18 protein-coding genes are annotated in these 15,927 nt (G+C 30.3%); 10 read left to right on the top strand and 8 right to left on the bottom strand.

What is annotated here, in order from left to right; translation table 11 throughout:
• The first annotated feature begins 14 nt into the window (after positions 1–14).
• The 3 genes from HA143_RS00615 to petL all read left to right on the top strand — a co-directional run bounded on the left by HA143_RS00615 (position 15) and on the right by petL (position 1,775).
• Entirely contained in the window at positions 15–1,169 is a 1,155-nt protein-coding gene (locus tag HA143_RS00615) for a peptidogalycan biosysnthesis protein (protein ID WP_209082743.1), read from the top strand.
• Positions 1,170–1,231: 62 nt separating this feature from the next.
• A complete protein-coding gene (locus HA143_RS00610) occupies positions 1,232–1,618 on the top strand; it encodes a DUF4346 domain-containing protein (RefSeq protein WP_209082742.1) in 387 nt (128 codons plus the stop codon).
• A gap of 64 nt (positions 1,619–1,682) precedes the next feature.
• Positions 1,683–1,775, top strand: a complete 93-nt coding sequence (gene petL, locus HA143_RS00605) for a cytochrome b6-f complex subunit PetL (RefSeq protein ID WP_209082741.1) — start codon at positions 1,683–1,685, stop codon at positions 1,773–1,775.
• Positions 1,776–1,780: 5 nt separating this feature from the next.
• Here petL and rimO read toward each other — a convergent pair whose 3' ends face one another.
• Positions 1,781–3,145, bottom strand: a complete 1,365-nt coding sequence (gene rimO / locus HA143_RS00600; protein ID WP_209082740.1) for a 30S ribosomal protein S12 methylthiotransferase RimO — start codon at positions 3,143–3,145, stop codon at positions 1,781–1,783.
• Between the two features lie 109 nt (positions 3,146–3,254).
• Here rimO and HA143_RS00595 point away from each other — a divergent pair, with 109 nt between their 5' ends.
• The gene (locus tag HA143_RS00595; RefSeq protein WP_209082739.1) at positions 3,255–4,190 is read left to right on the top strand and encodes a vitamin K epoxide reductase family protein; all 936 of its coding nucleotides are present in this window, start codon (positions 3,255–3,257) and stop codon (positions 4,188–4,190) included.
• On the opposite strand, the gene nadB is transcribed toward HA143_RS00595, so the two are convergent.
• Together nadB and HA143_RS00585 are read right to left on the bottom strand one after the other, a co-directional pair.
• Positions 4,180–5,847 (bottom strand): L-aspartate oxidase, encoded by a 1,668-nt coding sequence (gene nadB, locus HA143_RS00590; protein ID WP_209082738.1) that lies wholly within the window; start codon positions 5,845–5,847, stop codon positions 4,180–4,182. The genes HA143_RS00595 and nadB overlap by 11 nt on opposite strands.
• Positions 5,847–6,614 (bottom strand): DUF3120 domain-containing protein, encoded by a 768-nt coding sequence (locus tag HA143_RS00585; protein WP_209082737.1) that lies wholly within the window; start codon positions 6,612–6,614, stop codon positions 5,847–5,849. Before HA143_RS00585 ends, nadB begins: the two co-directional genes overlap by 1 nt.
• Before the next feature lie 186 nt (positions 6,615–6,800).
• Between HA143_RS00585 and HA143_RS00580 the strand changes: the two genes are divergently transcribed.
• From HA143_RS00580 to HA143_RS00560, 5 genes are all read left to right on the top strand, one after another.
• Entirely contained in the window at positions 6,801–8,222 is a 1,422-nt protein-coding gene (locus HA143_RS00580; protein WP_209082736.1) for a TIGR03279 family radical SAM protein, read from the top strand.
• Positions 8,207–9,640 carry a TolC family protein gene (locus HA143_RS00575; RefSeq protein WP_209082735.1) on the top strand — a complete coding sequence of 478 codons (1,434 nt, stop codon included), beginning with the start codon at positions 8,207–8,209 and terminating at the stop codon, positions 9,638–9,640. The genes HA143_RS00580 and HA143_RS00575 overlap by 16 nt, the downstream gene beginning before the upstream one ends.
• Complete coding sequence (locus HA143_RS00570; protein ID WP_209082734.1) at positions 9,637–10,437, top strand: inositol monophosphatase family protein; 801 nt, start codon at positions 9,637–9,639, stop codon at positions 10,435–10,437. The genes HA143_RS00575 and HA143_RS00570 overlap by 4 nt, the downstream gene beginning before the upstream one ends.
• 88 nt (positions 10,438–10,525) lie before the next feature.
• Entirely contained in the window at positions 10,526–11,440 is a 915-nt protein-coding gene (locus HA143_RS00565) for a YihY/virulence factor BrkB family protein (RefSeq protein ID WP_209082733.1), read from the top strand.
• An 11-nt stretch (positions 11,441–11,451) separates the two neighbouring features.
• A complete protein-coding gene (locus tag HA143_RS00560) occupies positions 11,452–11,793 on the top strand; it encodes a hypothetical protein (RefSeq protein ID WP_209082732.1) in 342 nt (113 codons plus the stop codon).
• A 4-nt stretch (positions 11,794–11,797) separates the two neighbouring features.
• Here HA143_RS00560 and HA143_RS00555 read toward each other — a convergent pair whose 3' ends face one another.
• The 3 genes from HA143_RS00555 to HA143_RS00545 all read right to left on the bottom strand — a co-directional run bounded on the left by HA143_RS00555 (position 11,798) and on the right by HA143_RS00545 (position 12,688).
• The gene (locus HA143_RS00555) at positions 11,798–11,944 is read right to left on the bottom strand and encodes a high light inducible protein (RefSeq protein WP_209082731.1); all 147 of its coding nucleotides are present in this window, start codon (positions 11,942–11,944) and stop codon (positions 11,798–11,800) included.
• Positions 11,945–12,014: 70 nt separating this feature from the next.
• The gene (locus HA143_RS00550) at positions 12,015–12,398 is read right to left on the bottom strand and encodes a hypothetical protein (protein WP_209082730.1); all 384 of its coding nucleotides are present in this window, start codon (positions 12,396–12,398) and stop codon (positions 12,015–12,017) included.
• 26 nt (positions 12,399–12,424) lie between these two features.
• Entirely contained in the window at positions 12,425–12,688 is a 264-nt protein-coding gene (locus HA143_RS00545) for a DUF2973 domain-containing protein (RefSeq protein ID WP_209082729.1), read from the bottom strand.
• A 180-nt stretch (positions 12,689–12,868) separates the two neighbouring features.
• On the opposite strand from HA143_RS00545, the gene HA143_RS00540 reads away from it, so the two are divergent.
• Positions 12,869–13,990 carry a trypsin-like peptidase domain-containing protein gene (locus HA143_RS00540; protein ID WP_209082728.1) on the top strand — a complete coding sequence of 374 codons (1,122 nt, stop codon included), beginning with the start codon at positions 12,869–12,871 and terminating at the stop codon, positions 13,988–13,990.
• A 5-nt stretch (positions 13,991–13,995) separates the two neighbouring features.
• Here the strand turns inward: HA143_RS00540 and HA143_RS00535 are convergent, their stop codons facing one another.
• Positions 13,996–14,139, bottom strand: a complete 144-nt coding sequence (locus HA143_RS00535; RefSeq protein WP_209082727.1) for a hypothetical protein — start codon at positions 14,137–14,139, stop codon at positions 13,996–13,998.
• 157 nt (positions 14,140–14,296) lie between these two features.
• The gene (locus HA143_RS00530; RefSeq protein WP_209082726.1) at positions 14,297–15,907 is read right to left on the bottom strand and encodes an ABC-F family ATP-binding cassette domain-containing protein; all 1,611 of its coding nucleotides are present in this window, start codon (positions 15,905–15,907) and stop codon (positions 14,297–14,299) included.
• Between the last annotated feature and the right edge of the window lie 20 nt (positions 15,908–15,927).

Raw genomic sequence — 15,927 nt, 5'->3', positions numbered from 1 at the left:
AGATTCAATAATAAATGAACCAAAAAATACATAAAGTTGAAGTCAAATTGTCAATTAAGGAAATCTCCAAGGAGAAATGGAATGAATTAGCAAATGAAATCAATAATCCATTTTATGAATGGACTTGGCTTAAAAACCTTGAAATATCAAAAAGTGTTTCAAGAGAAACTGGTTGGCAGCCTCTATATTTTGTTGCTTATAAAAATGAAGAAATCTTAGGAATTGCTCCACTTTTTTTAAAAAATCATAGCTATGGAGAATTCATTTTTGACCAATCATTTGCGAGATTGGCTCAAGAGCTGAATTTAAATTATTACCCTAAATTAATTGGAATGAGTCCTTATAGTCCTGTAAATGGATATCAATTTCTTTATAAAAAAAATAAAGATAAGAAAGAAATTACAAATTTACTTATAAACCATATCGAAAGCTTTGCGATTACAAACAAAATTTTAAGTTGTAATTTCTTATATATTGATGAAAGCTGGGGCAAACATCTTAAATCTTTGGGATACCATGAATGGATAAATTCCAGCAGTGAATGGAGGAGTAACGGAGAAAAAACGTTTGATGATTTTCTTTCTAGATTTAACTCTAATCAGAGAAAAAATATAAAAAAAGAGAGAAAATCAATTACTAAACAAGATATTAAAGTAGAAATTTTTAATGAAGATGATATCACCCAAGAAATCCTGAAAAAAATGCATAATTTTTATGAACAGCATTGTTCGAGGTGGGGAGTTTGGGGAAGTAAATATCTAACATCTACATTTTTCGAAGAAATTGTTGATAATAAAAATAATCTTTTACTTTTTAGCGCATCAAAAAATGATTCAAATGATATTTTTGCGATGTCGATGTGCGTTAAAAATAAAAACAACTTATGGGGTAGATATTGGGGTAGTCAAGAAGAAAAATCTAATTTACATTTTGAATTATGCTACTACCAGCCAATTGAATGGGCAATAAAAAATAGTATCCATTTGTTTGATCCCGGAGCAGGTGGTAAACATAAAAGGCGGAGGGGTTTTTTTGCGAAAAGCACCATTAGCTTGCATAAGTGGTTTGACAAAAATATGGAAAATATAATTTATCCTTGGCTAAATGCAGTTAATAAACAAACCGAGATGGAAATTGATTTTGAAAATAAATCTATACCCTTTAAATAAAAACTTATTTGGCTTTACCAAAGATTATATTAGTAATATAGTTTTTTATGAACTTCTAAATAATGGATTATAGTAAAAGTTTCGATGAAAAAATAAAGATTGATAATAATCTATCCAACCGATATATAGACTTAGATCCAAACGGTTATTTTATTATAAAAGTAGATTTAGAAGAAAATAAAATAATTTTAGAGCACTTTCTAAATAATATTAATGATGCAGGCTATGCGCTTGACCCAGAAACAAATGAACCAATTAAATGCGACTCTCAAAATAAAAGAGTTAGTAATGAAGTTTTTGAAGGTATTAGTGCGAAACAACTTGGAATATTGATTACTGAAGAAAGAAATGACTTAATAACCAGATTCGATCATGCTCTATATTTAGGCCGGGAACTACAAAAAGCAGAAGAATGTTTATACAACAAATTACCATATATCCAAGATTAAGAAATTAAACGAAAAAATCTAATCTTTTCATCTGATGTTAAATTAAATAAAAATAAAAAAATTAATGAACATCATTTTCTATTTTGCATTTATTGGTTTTGGTTTTGGAGCTGCTTTCGTATTAGATAGGCTCTTAAGAGCAGTTAAATTAATTTAAAAAAACTACAAAATTTTAATAGTCTCTCCATACAAATCATATTCATCCGCAAAAGCAATATTTGCTTCAACAAATTTACCAATATAATTTTTCAAATCATTCTTAGCATTAATAGATAAAATCACATTTCCGTCAATTTCAGGCGCGAAATTGTAAGACCGACCTATTAATTCTTTATTATCTGATATTTTTTCTACCAAAATCTTCATTGTTGAACCAACATATGACTGATTTTTATCTTTAGAGATATTTTGTTGAACTGAGATAACGTTATCTTTTCTTGCCTCTGCAACCTCTGTGGATACTTTATTTGGCAAATCAAAAGCTGCAGTGCCTTCCTCAGGAGAAAAAATAAACACTCCCACATGATCAAATTTGTGCCTATCCAAAAATGCGAGAAGATGTTGAAAATGTTCTTTTTTTTCTCCTGGGAAACCAACAATGAGACTAGTTCTTAATACGGCAGATGGAATTTCTTCTCTAATTTTCTCCAAAATTGATTCATTCAAAGAAGCCTGCCAAGGTCTATTCATACTCTTCAACACATCTGGATGACTATGCTGAAGTGGTAAATCAAAGTAAGGCACTATATTCTTTGAATCTTTGAAAGCTCTAATAACTTCGTCAGTTAAACCCGTCGGATAAGCATAATGTATCCTTATCCAAGGGATTGGAACTTTAGAAAGCTTATTCAAAAGTTTGGCTAATGATGGTTTTCCATAAATATCTTGACCATAATTAGTTGTTATTTGACTAATTAATATGATTTCTTGAATACCCTGCTTTGCAAGACTTTTGGCTTCAGAAACTATAGATTCTATTGTTCTACTTCTTTGAGGACCTCTCAACTTAGGAATAATACAAAAAGCGCAATTATAGTTGCAGCCTTCAGCAATACGAAGATAAGCAACAAATTTGTTTTTATCTACAAAACGAGGTGTTTCCTCATCTGCAATAAATTCCGGTATTTTTGAAACTTCATTAACGATTTCCCCTTTTTCTACTCTATTCAAAACCTTGGCTATCTTTTGATAATCTCCTGTTCCAACCAAACCTTTTATTTCAGGGATTTCTTTTAGAAGTTCATCTTTAAAATGCTGAGCCATACAGCCTGCAACTATTACTTTCTTGCCTTGATTTGTATATTCTAGAATTTTTCTAATAGATTCTTCTCTAGCTGTTTCAATAAAACTGCAAGTATTTACAACAACAACATTTGCATCATTTATATTGCTGTCAACTTCATAACCCTCTTTATCTAATAAGCCTTGCATATGTTCAGTATCAACAAGATTTTTTTCACAACCAACATGACTAAACGCAACCTTAGAAAGTTTTGTATCTTCAACATTGAGATTATTTTGTTTCACAAATTTTAAAAAATCTAAGATCAAAAAATTTAAACAGCATTGCGTATACAACTCTCATGCCAAGATCATATTAGAATAGATTAAGTAAATAACAAACTTTCACTGTTATATGGCGCTAAAGACTTTAAAAAGTAGAAATCAGAAAGATTTGAAATGGCCAAAAATCATAATCGCAATTCTTAGCACTATAGGCTTAGTTGACACAGGTTCCATTACTTTAAAAAACTGGGGGTTATTTCCTTCTCTTTCATGCCCAGGAATACAAAATGGTTGTGAAACAGTTTTAAATAGTCCTTGGGGTACTTTATTTGAAAACAATCAAATTAATATCCCTCTTTCATTAGCAGGATTTATAACTTATTTATCGATATTAGTTATCACATTAATACTTTCACTTAATTTAATTTCTCCAAAAGAAAAGCTAAATAAGTTTTTGTGGTGGTTAATTTTTCTCATTTCTTGTGCCTCCTCCACATTTAGTATTTTGTTAATCAATATAATGTTTTTGAAGATTCAAGCATATTGTTTTTTTTGTATACTTTCAGCAATATTATCGTTTTCTATCTTTATAATTTCTATGATTGGAGCAAAGTTTGAAAGTAGAGAACCTATGATTTTTAGAGGTTTCATGATAGCCATAAGTGTCCTGCTAGGAGGCCTAATTTGGTCAAATAAAATTGACCCTTCTAATGCTCTTGGTGTTCCAAGCCCAACTGAAAATGTATCACCTATAATTACCACTTCAAGCTCTCCCCAAAAGGTGAAATTTGCAAAATTCTTGAGAGATAATAATATTGTTCTCTATAGCGCATATTGGTGCCCGCATTGTCACGATCAAAAACAACTATTTGGAAAAGAAGCAGTGAAAGAATTAAAACTAGTTGAATGTGCTAAAGATGGCAAAGATAATCAGTATGATCTATGCCAAACGAAAGGAATTAATGGATTTCCTTCTTGGGAAATAAATGGAGAAATCTTTAGTGGTACCCGCGACTTGAATGATTTAGCGATACAGACCGGCTATCAAGGCGATTCTAATTTTTAATAAATCTTTTATGAATTTTTTGATCTAACTGTTGTCTAGTATGACATTCCCAATTTTTATGTTTGTCTGGAAAATCATCTCTAAAATGCCCTCCTCTACTTTCTTCTCTAAATAGACAAGCTTTTAATAAGGTTATAGTTGTTATTTGTCTATTCTTTAAATCAAGTAAAAGATTCAGTACTCTTCTATTACGCTCACTAAGTTTAATTTTCTGATCAAATTTTATTTTTTCAATACTAATTAGTAAAGCATTTTTTTGTAATTGAGAAATATCATCTTGAATATAATGTAAAAATTTACTCATATTGACCTTATTTCGAGATACGCCTAGATTAGACCAACATAGTTTTCTTAATTCATCTATTTTTTCCACAATTTTAGAAACTTGATCTTCTTTCGGATCTTCAATATCAAACTCTTGCAATGATCTATCAAATTTTGCGAATTTGGGAAGATCATTCAAAATAATTGAAGACATTTTTCTTGCGAAAACTAGGCATTCCATCAGTGAATTACTTGCCAATCTATTAGCACCATGCACACCTGTGGAAGCAACTTCCCCTACAGCGTATAATCCTTTTCTTGTAGAAGATGCATTGAGATCAGTTTGAACACCCCCCATCCAATAGTGAGCTGCAGGAGCTACAGGAATAACCTCATTTAAAGGATTAACACCATAATCCTGACATCGACTTAAGATAGTAGGAAATCTTTCTACAATTTTTTCTGGATCAATATACCGAAGATCTAGGCCAACATGATCAACGTTATTTTCATACATATTCTTCATAATTGCTCTACTTACCTGATCTCTAGTAGCTAAATCACGATTTTTAAGATTTTTAACTGGACTTTCACCATTTTTATCAATTAAGATGGCGCCTTCTCCTCTAAGTGCCTCAGATATTAGGAAACAAGGAGCTCCATAAAATTTCAACGCAGTTGGATGAAATTGAACAAACTCTAAATCTTCAATAGCAGCACCTGCTTTCCATGCAAGAGCAATCCCTTCTCCAGATGATTGCGCAGGATTGGTTGTATTGGTAAATAAATGCCCACCTCCTCCTGTAGCTAAAACAACAGCTCTCGACTGAATCCAATATAAATTCGCTCCATCAAGAACCTGAACTCCTCTACATTCTTGATTTTCTATAAGAAGTTCAGTAACTCTTACACCCCTACAATGAAGAATATTTTTTTTATTTTCAATATGATCTTCTAGAACTTCAACTAATGCTCTTCCAGTACGATCTTTAACATGCAAGACTCTTCTTCGAGAATGAGCCGCTTCTAAAGTAGTAGCTAATTGATCAGAACTTTGATCAAAAATCATCCCTAAATTCTGCAACCTATCGACACAACTTGGAGCTTCCTTAACGAGCATTTCTACAGCTTGTAAATCACATAATCCATCTCCTGCCTTTAAAGTGTCATCAGCATGAAGATCGAATGAATCGTCTTGTCTAACAACAGATGCTATTCCACCTTGAGCCCATCTACTAGAAGATACCTTGCTAGTGTTCCTATTTAAAAGAAGTACTTTTAAATTTGCAGGTAATTCAAGACAGGTCATAAGTCCTGCAGCTCCAGCACCTACTACAATTACATCCCAATTATTTATTGGTATTGGTTCTTGCGAAAATGGAGGCCTCAACATTACACCAAACCGCTCAAATTTGGTTGTAGGATTGCTAAAAAAATAAAAATACCATCAACAATTAGTGTCGTTTGGATTACATAACTGGCAACCAAGAGTGCTTTACCATTTGTAGTATTAATTGTCGCAGAATCAAAAATTACTTTTGAAATAAACCACAGTAAAAGTGCAACAAAAATAATAATGGATATTGATTTTCCTTGTATGAGATTTTCCGAGGTTTTTTGAAGAATTAATGGTGCATTTTCAGAATCTGCAGTTATAACCTCCCTCCATTGATCCATTATTCCAGTTAAAAATATTGTGATGTCTGTAACTGCAGTTCCAAACAGAGAAGAGATATAAAAACTAGAACCAATTTTCCAATTAGTAAATAGGCCAATTAAAGCTAGCGGAAGAACTACAGCTTCAACAGGAATATGAAGAATAGGAAATGGACTTAACCATCCCCAGAACAAACATCCACCAAGCCAACTTCCAGAGACACCAAGTAATAATGAACTAACGATAAACCATTTATTTGATTGTTTCTTATAGACAACAAATGCCCCTAAGAGAATTACAAAAGTAAAACAAAGCGCACTCAGTGGTTCCAATCTCACCCAAGGTGCTTGAACAAATATAGGCAAAATTACAAAAAAAGAAGACCACAGCCTTAAAGAAATTGGTCTTGATAAAAAAGTAGTTTCATATGAATCAATTATTTTATGCAATTTATAGTTAAATTTATCTGTCACTTCTAAATTGTTTGTAATTAATTCTTTCACGAAATAAATTGATTAGGTTATTTTAAGAAATTTAAATCGTGTTTTTTAAAACTGCTAATGTCATATCTTAATAAATTAAGGGTCCTTAATTTCACAATTATTATCAGTATTTTAAAAGTATTTAATACACTTTGAGTCATAAATGAGTTTAGAATAAAAATAAAGAAGAATATTTGGAATTTAATTGTGTGGCAAGAAATTAATTACAAAGAAGATTCAAACGATCTTTTGGTTCCCAATATTACTTATAAAATCAAACCTGCAGAAATTGAAAGTATTGAAGCTAATTCTATTGCTCAAGAAATAGGATTTGAATCGGGTGATTCCATAATTAGTATTAATGGAAAAAAACCAAGAGATTTAATTGATTATCAGATTCTCATTAGTGAAGAAATTTTAAACATATCAGTTTTAGATAAAAATAATGAAATTCACAATATAAGTATTGAAAAAGATCAAGATGTCAATTTAGGTATTAATTTTAAAGATGCATTATTTGATTCAATCAAGCAATGCAATAATAGATGTCCATTTTGTTTTATAGATCAACAGCCAAGCGGTAAAAGGAAAAGCCTTTACGTCAAAGATGATGATTATAGATTAAGTTTCCTATATGGCTCTTATTTAACTCTTACAAATTTAAAAAAAGAAGACTGGGAAAGAATTTCGATGCAAAAACTATCCCCACTTTTTATTTCCGTTCATGCGACTGATCCTGCTACTAGAGAAACATTATTAAAAAATAAAAAAGCAGGAGTGATCCTTGATCAAATCTCCTGGTTTGAAAAAAACTCTATCCAAATACATGCTCAAATTGTTGTATGTCCAGATATAAATGACGGGGAGATTCTTGAGAAATCAATATTTGAACTTGCAGAATTCTACAAAACAAATTCTCACACAGTACTATCAGTTGCAGTAGTTCCTGTAGGACTTACAAAATTTAGACCTGAAACGGATGGATTGAAATCAATAAGTTCAAAATACGCAAAAAAAACCATTAAACAAGTCGAAAACATTCAATCCTTACTACAAATTAGTCTGGGTACTCGTTTTTGTTGGCTGGCAGACGAATGGTATTTGATCGCTGGTGCAAATTTACCTAGTTACAACACCTACGAAAATATGCCACAAGAATCTAATGGAGTAGGCTCTATTAGAAGCTTTTTAAAAACATTAAATGAGAAGACTAAAAACCTACCCCAAAAAATAAAAAAGCCAAAAAAAATTAGTTGGATAGTTGGTAAATTAGTTTATGAAGCACTTCTTCCTACAGTTAAAAAATTAAACTTAATTGATGGGTTGACGATTAAGTTATATGGTTTACCAAGCATTTATTGGGGACAAGAGCAAGTCGTAACTGGACTTCTAACTGGAGAAGATCTAATTGATGGACTGCAAAATAAGGATTTAGGCGAGGCTATTTATATACCATCAATCATGCTTAAAATTAATACTGATTTATTTTTAGATGATAAAAATATTAAAGAAGTGGAAAATAAATTGAATACCAAAATTCACGTTCTTGATGATTCAAATGATATTATAGATACTTTGATTGGCAAATCTAATAAAACAAATACTTTAAAAAAATGCTTAAAAAAGTAATAAACCCTATCTTATTTTTGCCTCTTGCTTTATTTATTAACTCTCTAGAAGTAATAGCCAAGGAAAATAAATACTTTATAGATAAAGTTTTGGAAGAAAAATCAAATAAGCTTTTCATTAATTATCAAGAGATAGAGAAAATTGTTTTAAATAATGAAGAATTAAAATCATTACAAAATTTAGTTTCCTCTGCAAGCTTTAATCTTTCAAGCCAAGTTGCTAAAAGATATCCATCCTTAGATTTTCAAGCCAATGGCTTACCGAAATATGTTGCAGGTAGAAATTATATTAGCAATTCAGATACTTTAAGAACGTCTCAATTTACTGCTAATCCTTCTCTAAATATTAAATGGGATTTAATCAAACCCCTTAGAGGATCAGAAATTAAAATTGCTCAAGAAAATTTACAAATTGCATTAAATAATTATGAGATTAAGAAAAAAGATTTAATTCAAGAAGCAAGAATGCGTTATCACAAATACCAAAAGTCATTTCAGGATATACAAAATAAAAAATTTACACTTAATTTGTCACTTACAAGTTTGGATAATGCTCAAGCAAAGTTAGATGCTGGAATTGGCACAAAATTTGAAGTTCTTGAAGCAGAAGCTCAATTATCTCGAGATAAGCAATCTCTTAATGAAAAGAAAATTGAACATTTAATTAACAAAATTTCCCTGAGAGAGATTCTTAACATAAAAGAAGATTTCGCAATTAATAAAGAACAAAATTTAATAGGTTTCTGGAATCATAGATTAAAAAAAAATATTAATGAAGGTTTAGATAAAAATCTTTCCCTAAAAAATCTTCTTCTTCAAAAATCTATAAAAAATAGCCAAGCAAATAGTTTCTTATCTCAAAATAAGCCAAATATTTACATCAGCAACACATTCTCTAGTACATTTTCCAAGGGTGACTCTTTATCTACTAATCTTGACTTTAAAGAATCTGGATCTAACTATACAAATACAATAAGTCTAAATTTTGCATGGAATATTTTTAATGGAGGCCAGAATATGAACTCTTATAAATCAAAAATAGCAGATGCACAAGCTGAAGAATATGCTTTTAAAAATCTAAAAAATGTTTTGACCACAAATATTAATAAAGCCTATTTGAATCTTAAATTAAATGAAGAGCAAATACTTACGACTCTTAAAGAAATTGAATCTAGCAAAGAGTCTGTAAGACTTTCCAGACTGAGATATGATGTTGGAATATCAACTCTCAAAGATGTACTTGTAAGACAAAGTGAATTAAGTAATGCGAAATCAAAAAATATTAATGCTATTTATAATTACAACTTGAATTTGGATAAATTAGAAAGGTTAACTTTTCTTGAAATTAGTAAAAATTGTTTAGATAACAATAATAATAAAATTAAAGATAGAGAATCTATCTGCAATATTTCAAGATGAATCAATCAAATCTAACGAATAAACAATTAAGGGAATTAGATTCTTTATTTGAATTAGTTTCTCAACGTCAAATAAAAGATTTTGGAAATATTAGTGCTAATAGTAAAGCCGACGGATCATTAATAACAAGTTGTGATTTATGGAGTGATAAAACAATCGTAGATGGTCTAGCTTCAATAGCTCCAAATGAGGGCGTCCTTAGTGAAGAAGGAGGCAAGTTTATTCCTGATACAAAAGCTTATTGGGTAGTAGATCCACTTGATGGTACAACAAATTTTGCTGCAGGTATTCCATACTGGTCTATATCAGTAGCAAGGTTCGTAGATGGTAGACCTCAATCTTCTTTTTTAATAATCCCTACATTGAAAAAAAAGTTTTTATCAATAAAAGGTGAAGGTGTTTGGTTAAATAACAAAAAAATAGAACCTCACCAAAACAATCACCAAAGTGAATGCATTTCTTTGTGTAGTAGATCTATAAAGATTTTACAAAAAAAACCAAATTCAGTATTTCCTGGCAAAATCAGACTTTTAGGTGTATCAAGTTTAAATCTAACAAGTGTAGCAATGGGACAAACTTTCGGAGCAATAGAATCAACCCCGAAAATATGGGATATTGCAGCCTCTTGGCTAATATTAGAGGAACTCAATTGTTTTATAGATTGGCTGGAAACAGATCCTTTGAATTTAGTTGCCGGACAAAATTTAAGCGATGTTAATTTTCCATTAATTGCTTGTAGAACAATAGAAAAAATTGAAATCTTAAAGCCATGGGCTAATTTATTATTGGAAAAATAGTTGCATCAAATATATATATTTGCTTAAAAAATTGCTTAATTAGATACAATAACAAAATACATAAGATAAATATTTGAAGAAAATTAATATGCAGCGCAGCTCAACATGGATACTGAAAAGTTTGTGGGGAGCTTGTGAGAGGTGGAGCAAATCTGATTGTATTGATTTAAGTGCTGCATTTGCTTACTACGCATTACAATCATTTTTTCCTATTCTTCTAATTTCTCTTTCAATAGCATCATGGTTCTTAGGAAAACAAGAGGGATTAGATCAACAAATAATTTCTATTGCTGCTCAGCTTTTACCTCCTTCAGTAGTTGAATTAGTAGAAACAACATTATTTAATTTGATTGATCAAGGTTTTGGGGCAGGTATTCTAGGTGCTATGTTTCTGCTTTTTACAGCCGGAAATGCATATTTATCTCTTCAAAGAGGTTCAGAAAGGCTATGGGAAGACGAACTTCCTTCTAAAAAATTAAATGCTCCGTGGAGAGCGCAAGCTTCGAGATTTCTGCGTAATAGAGTTGAAGCCTTTTTAATAGTATTCTTTATTGGTTTCTTAATGGTACTTGATCAGATTAGTGCGAATCTTAGAATGATTCCAAGTAACGTTTTGGAAAATCTTTCAAAATCTAATAATTTAATTTCTGATTTATTGCTAAAGTTACCTCTATTACAAGTTGGTCAATTTGCAATCCCTCTAGTTGGCTTTTCTTTAATGGCTCTTTTATTACAAGCCCTCTTACCTAGCAGAAAAGTTCCTTTGAAACCACTTTTGCCTGGATCTTTTCTTATAGGAATTGGCCTAACAACTTTGAATTTGGCAGTAAGTAAAAGTATTCTATCGCTTGGAGCAAGATTTCAAGCATATGGATTTATTGGTGGTTTTCTTGTACTTACTTTATGGGTCTGGCTATTAGGAGTGATTTTATATTTTGGACAGTGTTGGAGTGTTGTTATTGCTAGTATGTCTTTAGTAAATAAAAATAGACATAATAGATAATAATAACTATCATGAATTATTTTCTTCAATCTAATAAAAATTTACTTACTTATTCGTTAATTATACTAATAGTGATTCCTATTTTTGGGATTAATTTTTTTATTAGCTTTCTCGGCAATATCATAATACTTTTACTTTTAATTCCACTTTTATTATTTCTACTAGTATTTATAGGTTTTAATTATTACAAGTCAAAACTAAATACATGTAGTAATTGTGGTGCAATATCGTTAGGTTTCAGTGAAACTTGCATGAATTGTGGTGCACACTTAGAAGATATAATTAAAAACAATCAATTAGACAAAAAACCTAGTGAAAGTACTATAGAAGTAAAGGCAGAAGAAATAAAATAAAAATCTAACCTATTCCAATTTGTCTAAGAATACTTTGTCCAGTTATAAATTCAGTAGCCAGACCAATCAAAATTCCCATCATTGCCATACGACCATTCCAAGTTTCAGCAAAATTCACAAATCCAAATCTTGCTTGATTTTCATCATTCATAATTAGCTACATTGACTATATTTAATATTTTAACGTTTTGAGGAAGAATTTATGATAAATAATAAATTAATTATTTAACATGTCTAACACCATCAACAGGACGATACTCATCTCCAGTTAATTCCTCATATATAATTGCTGGCAATCCTGTATCGAACATTGTTTGCAACGCTTCCTTTAGCATAGGGTTCCATCCTCCAGTACTTACTTTTCCATGTCTTACTGTCCAATCCCAAGTTCCTTTCAGATCTCTCGGTATTCTCCCTTCTCTATCTCTTCTGGCGACTAAGTCTAAAGATTCTACTAAACCAACAATAATTGGATTTTTACCATAGGAAGGAGTAAGGCTTAGTTCTAGCCTAACAGGATCTTCTTTAACCATTTTCAAACGAAACCTTGGTGGCAGCTTAAGAGATCTTATAACCGCAGAGACAATTTTTGTTCTTAATTCCAATTGTTTTACCTTTGATTTTACTTCAATTAATCAGATGTTGAACCCTTTTCTTCTAGTGTCGAGTCATTATCATTTGAAAATCGAACGGTTAGAAGTTCCTCTTCTGTAATATTTCCTGATTTATCAAGCAGTTCTGGATGTATTGTGTATTTTTTTTGTTTGAAATTTAATTGATCAAAATGTTTTTTTTCTGGGCTAGAAATACCCCACCCATTAGACATCACTTTAAAAGCTTTCCACACTAGATAAGTCAGGACTGCAGAATATATAATTGGAAACAAGATAGTCATTAAATTTTAAAATCATTATGAACTATGATATATATAATAGCCTGAAAAAAAGCAAAATAGCTATTTTTAGGGTAATAAATTATTCTCTATATTAAATGAATTTTTTTTAGTAATTATATTAAAACTGCACTAAATATTGTGTATTTATTATTCTATTCGAAGAACATAAGAAAATCAAAATTGAAAAGCTACACCCAAAAGCAATTATTAATCTCCTCGTTAATTACAATGGGTATTATATGCCCTACAAATGTAATATCCCAACAATTAACTAAAGCAAAAATTAATGAGTTTAATATATCTTCAAACAAATCTTTCATAACTAAAGCTGTAGAAAGAACAGGTTCTTCCGTGGTGACAATTGATACCCAAAGATATGTAAAAAAAAGAAAATTACCAAAAAATTCTCAAATATTTCTAGACCCATATTTTGAAAGATTTTTTGGGTTAGATTTACCTAAAGACAATCAGCCAAGGATAGAGCAAAGCCAAGGAAGTGGCTTCATATTCGCAGATGGACTTGTAATGACTAATGCTCATGTTGTAAATAGATCGGATAAAGTCATTGTTGGATTAACCAATGGCAAAAAATTAAAGGCAAAACTTATAGGGCAAGACTTTTTTACTGATTTAGCTGTACTGAAGATTGAAGGCAAAGGGCCTTGGACAAAAGCAAAATTGGGCGATTCCTCAAAAATTAAAGTTGGTGATTGGGCTATCGCAGTTGGAAATCCATTTGGACTAGAAAACACAGTTACGCTTGGTATTATTAGTAATCTAAATAGAAACGTCACTCAATTAGGAATATACGATAAAAAACTTGAACTGATTCAAACAGATGCTGCTATTAATCCTGGGAATTCTGGAGGTCCACTATTGAATAGCAATGGAGAAGTAATTGGTATTAATACCTTGATCAGATCAGGACCAGGAGCGGGTTTAAGTTTCGCAATCCCAATAAATAAAGCTAAGGAAATTGCCTATCAACTCATAAATCATGGGAAAGTAATACATCCTATGATTGGAATCAGCCTAATAAATGAAAGTAATTCTGAAAGAAATAATAATGCCGTAAAAGTTGGTTATGTAGTACCAAATAGTCCAGCTGAAAAAAGTGGAATTAAGGTAAATGACATAATAATAAAAGTGGGCAATAAAGATATTGAAACAGCATCAGACGTTATAAGCGCAATAAGTAAAAATGGTATTAAGAAAAAAATAAATATAATTTTGAAGCGTAGAAATAAATTTATTAGTTTACAAGTAATCCCAACTGATATTACTAATCTACAAAATAAATAAAAGTTTCAACCATCATTCTTTTTAAGTATTTCCACACATCTAGAAATACAATAACCATCGTTCATATCACAGGTGGAAATGCATTCAAAATAACTTTCAATAGGATCAGAAATTTGACACTGTTTGTCATGTAAATCATAATGTTTCATTTAAATTATTAAAACTTATTTTTATATTTTTAAGATTAAACAAGGACGGTAAACTATGTAAAGAGAAATGAGTGATCTTGCCTAGCTAAATGTAAAATTTGTTAAATTTAATCAAATTTTTTGCAAAAGTAATTATTTATTAATTTTTTTGTATTTTTTATTTTTTTGCTAAAAAATATTCATAATTACCATGATATGAAAATAACTTTGAATCTTTAATTTCGACAATTCTATTTGCAACCTTTGAAATAAAATATCTATCATGAGAAATGATTAATAATGAACCTTTATAATTCTTAATTGCTAATTCTAAATTTTCTTTAGATTGCAGATCCAAATGATTAGTTGGCTCATCCAATAGCAGAAAATTACTAGGATTCATAATCATAAGAGCTAATGCTAATCTTGCCTTTTCTCCACCACTAAGTTGTTTAATATATTTAAAAACAGTTTCATTTTGAAAGCCAAAACCTCCTAAAAATGTTCTTACTTTTTTTTGTGACCATTCTGGAGATTTATTACATATTAAATCAATAACCCTTTCCTCAAGTGAAAGTGCTTCAGCCTGGTTCTGTTCATAATAGCTAGTTATTATATTATGTTTACCAAGATTAATTTCTCCAATTTCAGGAGATATTTTTTTCATAATAATTTTAAGCAATGTAGATTTACCACAGCCATTTGGTCCTAATATTGCTATTTTCTCCCCAGAAGAAATATTTAAATTCACATCTAAAAAAAGAATTTTATCCTCATAACTGTGAGACAAATTTTTGATATTTAGAACTAATTTTCCTGAGCGAGGACAGTCTGGAAAATTAAAAGCAGGACTTTTTGATTTGGCTCTAGGAGCCTCAATCTTAGAAATCTTTTTTAATTGTTTTTCTCTACTCTTGGCTTGTGAACTTCTTGTCGCACTAGCTCTAAATCTATCTATATACTTCTTCTGGATTTCAATTTCTTTTTGTTGTAATTGATATGCTTTATTTTGTGATTCTTCATTTAAAGATTTCTGTTCCACAAAAAAAGAATAATTCCCATTATATATTTCAGATATTCCTCTATCTATAAAAATTATTTTTTTACATAATTTGTCTAAAAAATATCTATCATGGCTAATTATAATAATTGCAATCTTAAGGGAAGATAGATATTCTTCCAGCCAGAAAATAGTATCTAAATCTAAATGATTGGTTGGCTCATCAAGTAAAAGTAAATCAGGGTCTTGTAAGATTATTTTTCCAAGTGCAACTTTCATCTGCCACCCACCTGAAAAATTGCCAACTAATTTATCAGCATCTTCGATAGAAAAGCCTAGTTTTGGTAATATTTTTTCTACATCAGATTGCATTTTATAGCCACCTAAAGCTTCAAATTTTGCTTGATATTTTGCAAGTTGATTTACTAATTTTTCAAGTTCATCGGAATGTTTATTTATATCCAATGATTTCATTTGATTCTCAATTTCTGAAAGTTTAATGGCAACAATTTGTATATCTTTGAAAGAACTTTCTAATTCCTCTCTCACAGAACAATTCAAGTTACAATCTAACTCCTGTTTTAAATGGGCAATTTTAGGATTTCCCTCTTTGATGATCGTTCCACTTGTTTGATCTTCCTCTCCAATTAAAATCTTAAATTGGGTTGATTTACCTGCACCATTTGAACCAACTAATCCAACTTTTTCTCCTTTCTTAATCTCCCAAGTAATATTTTTTAAAACAATATCTGTAGAATAAATTTTACTTACACCTTCAAATCTAATCACTGTTTTTAAAATAGAATTTA

Source organism: Prochlorococcus marinus CUG1415, from assembly GCF_017696015.1.
GTDB lineage: Bacteria > Cyanobacteriota > Cyanobacteriia > PCC-6307 > Cyanobiaceae > Prochlorococcus_A > Prochlorococcus_A marinus_AE.
The sequence above is the reverse complement of the archived record's forward strand: the minus strand, read 5'-3'. Positions and strand labels throughout refer to the sequence as shown.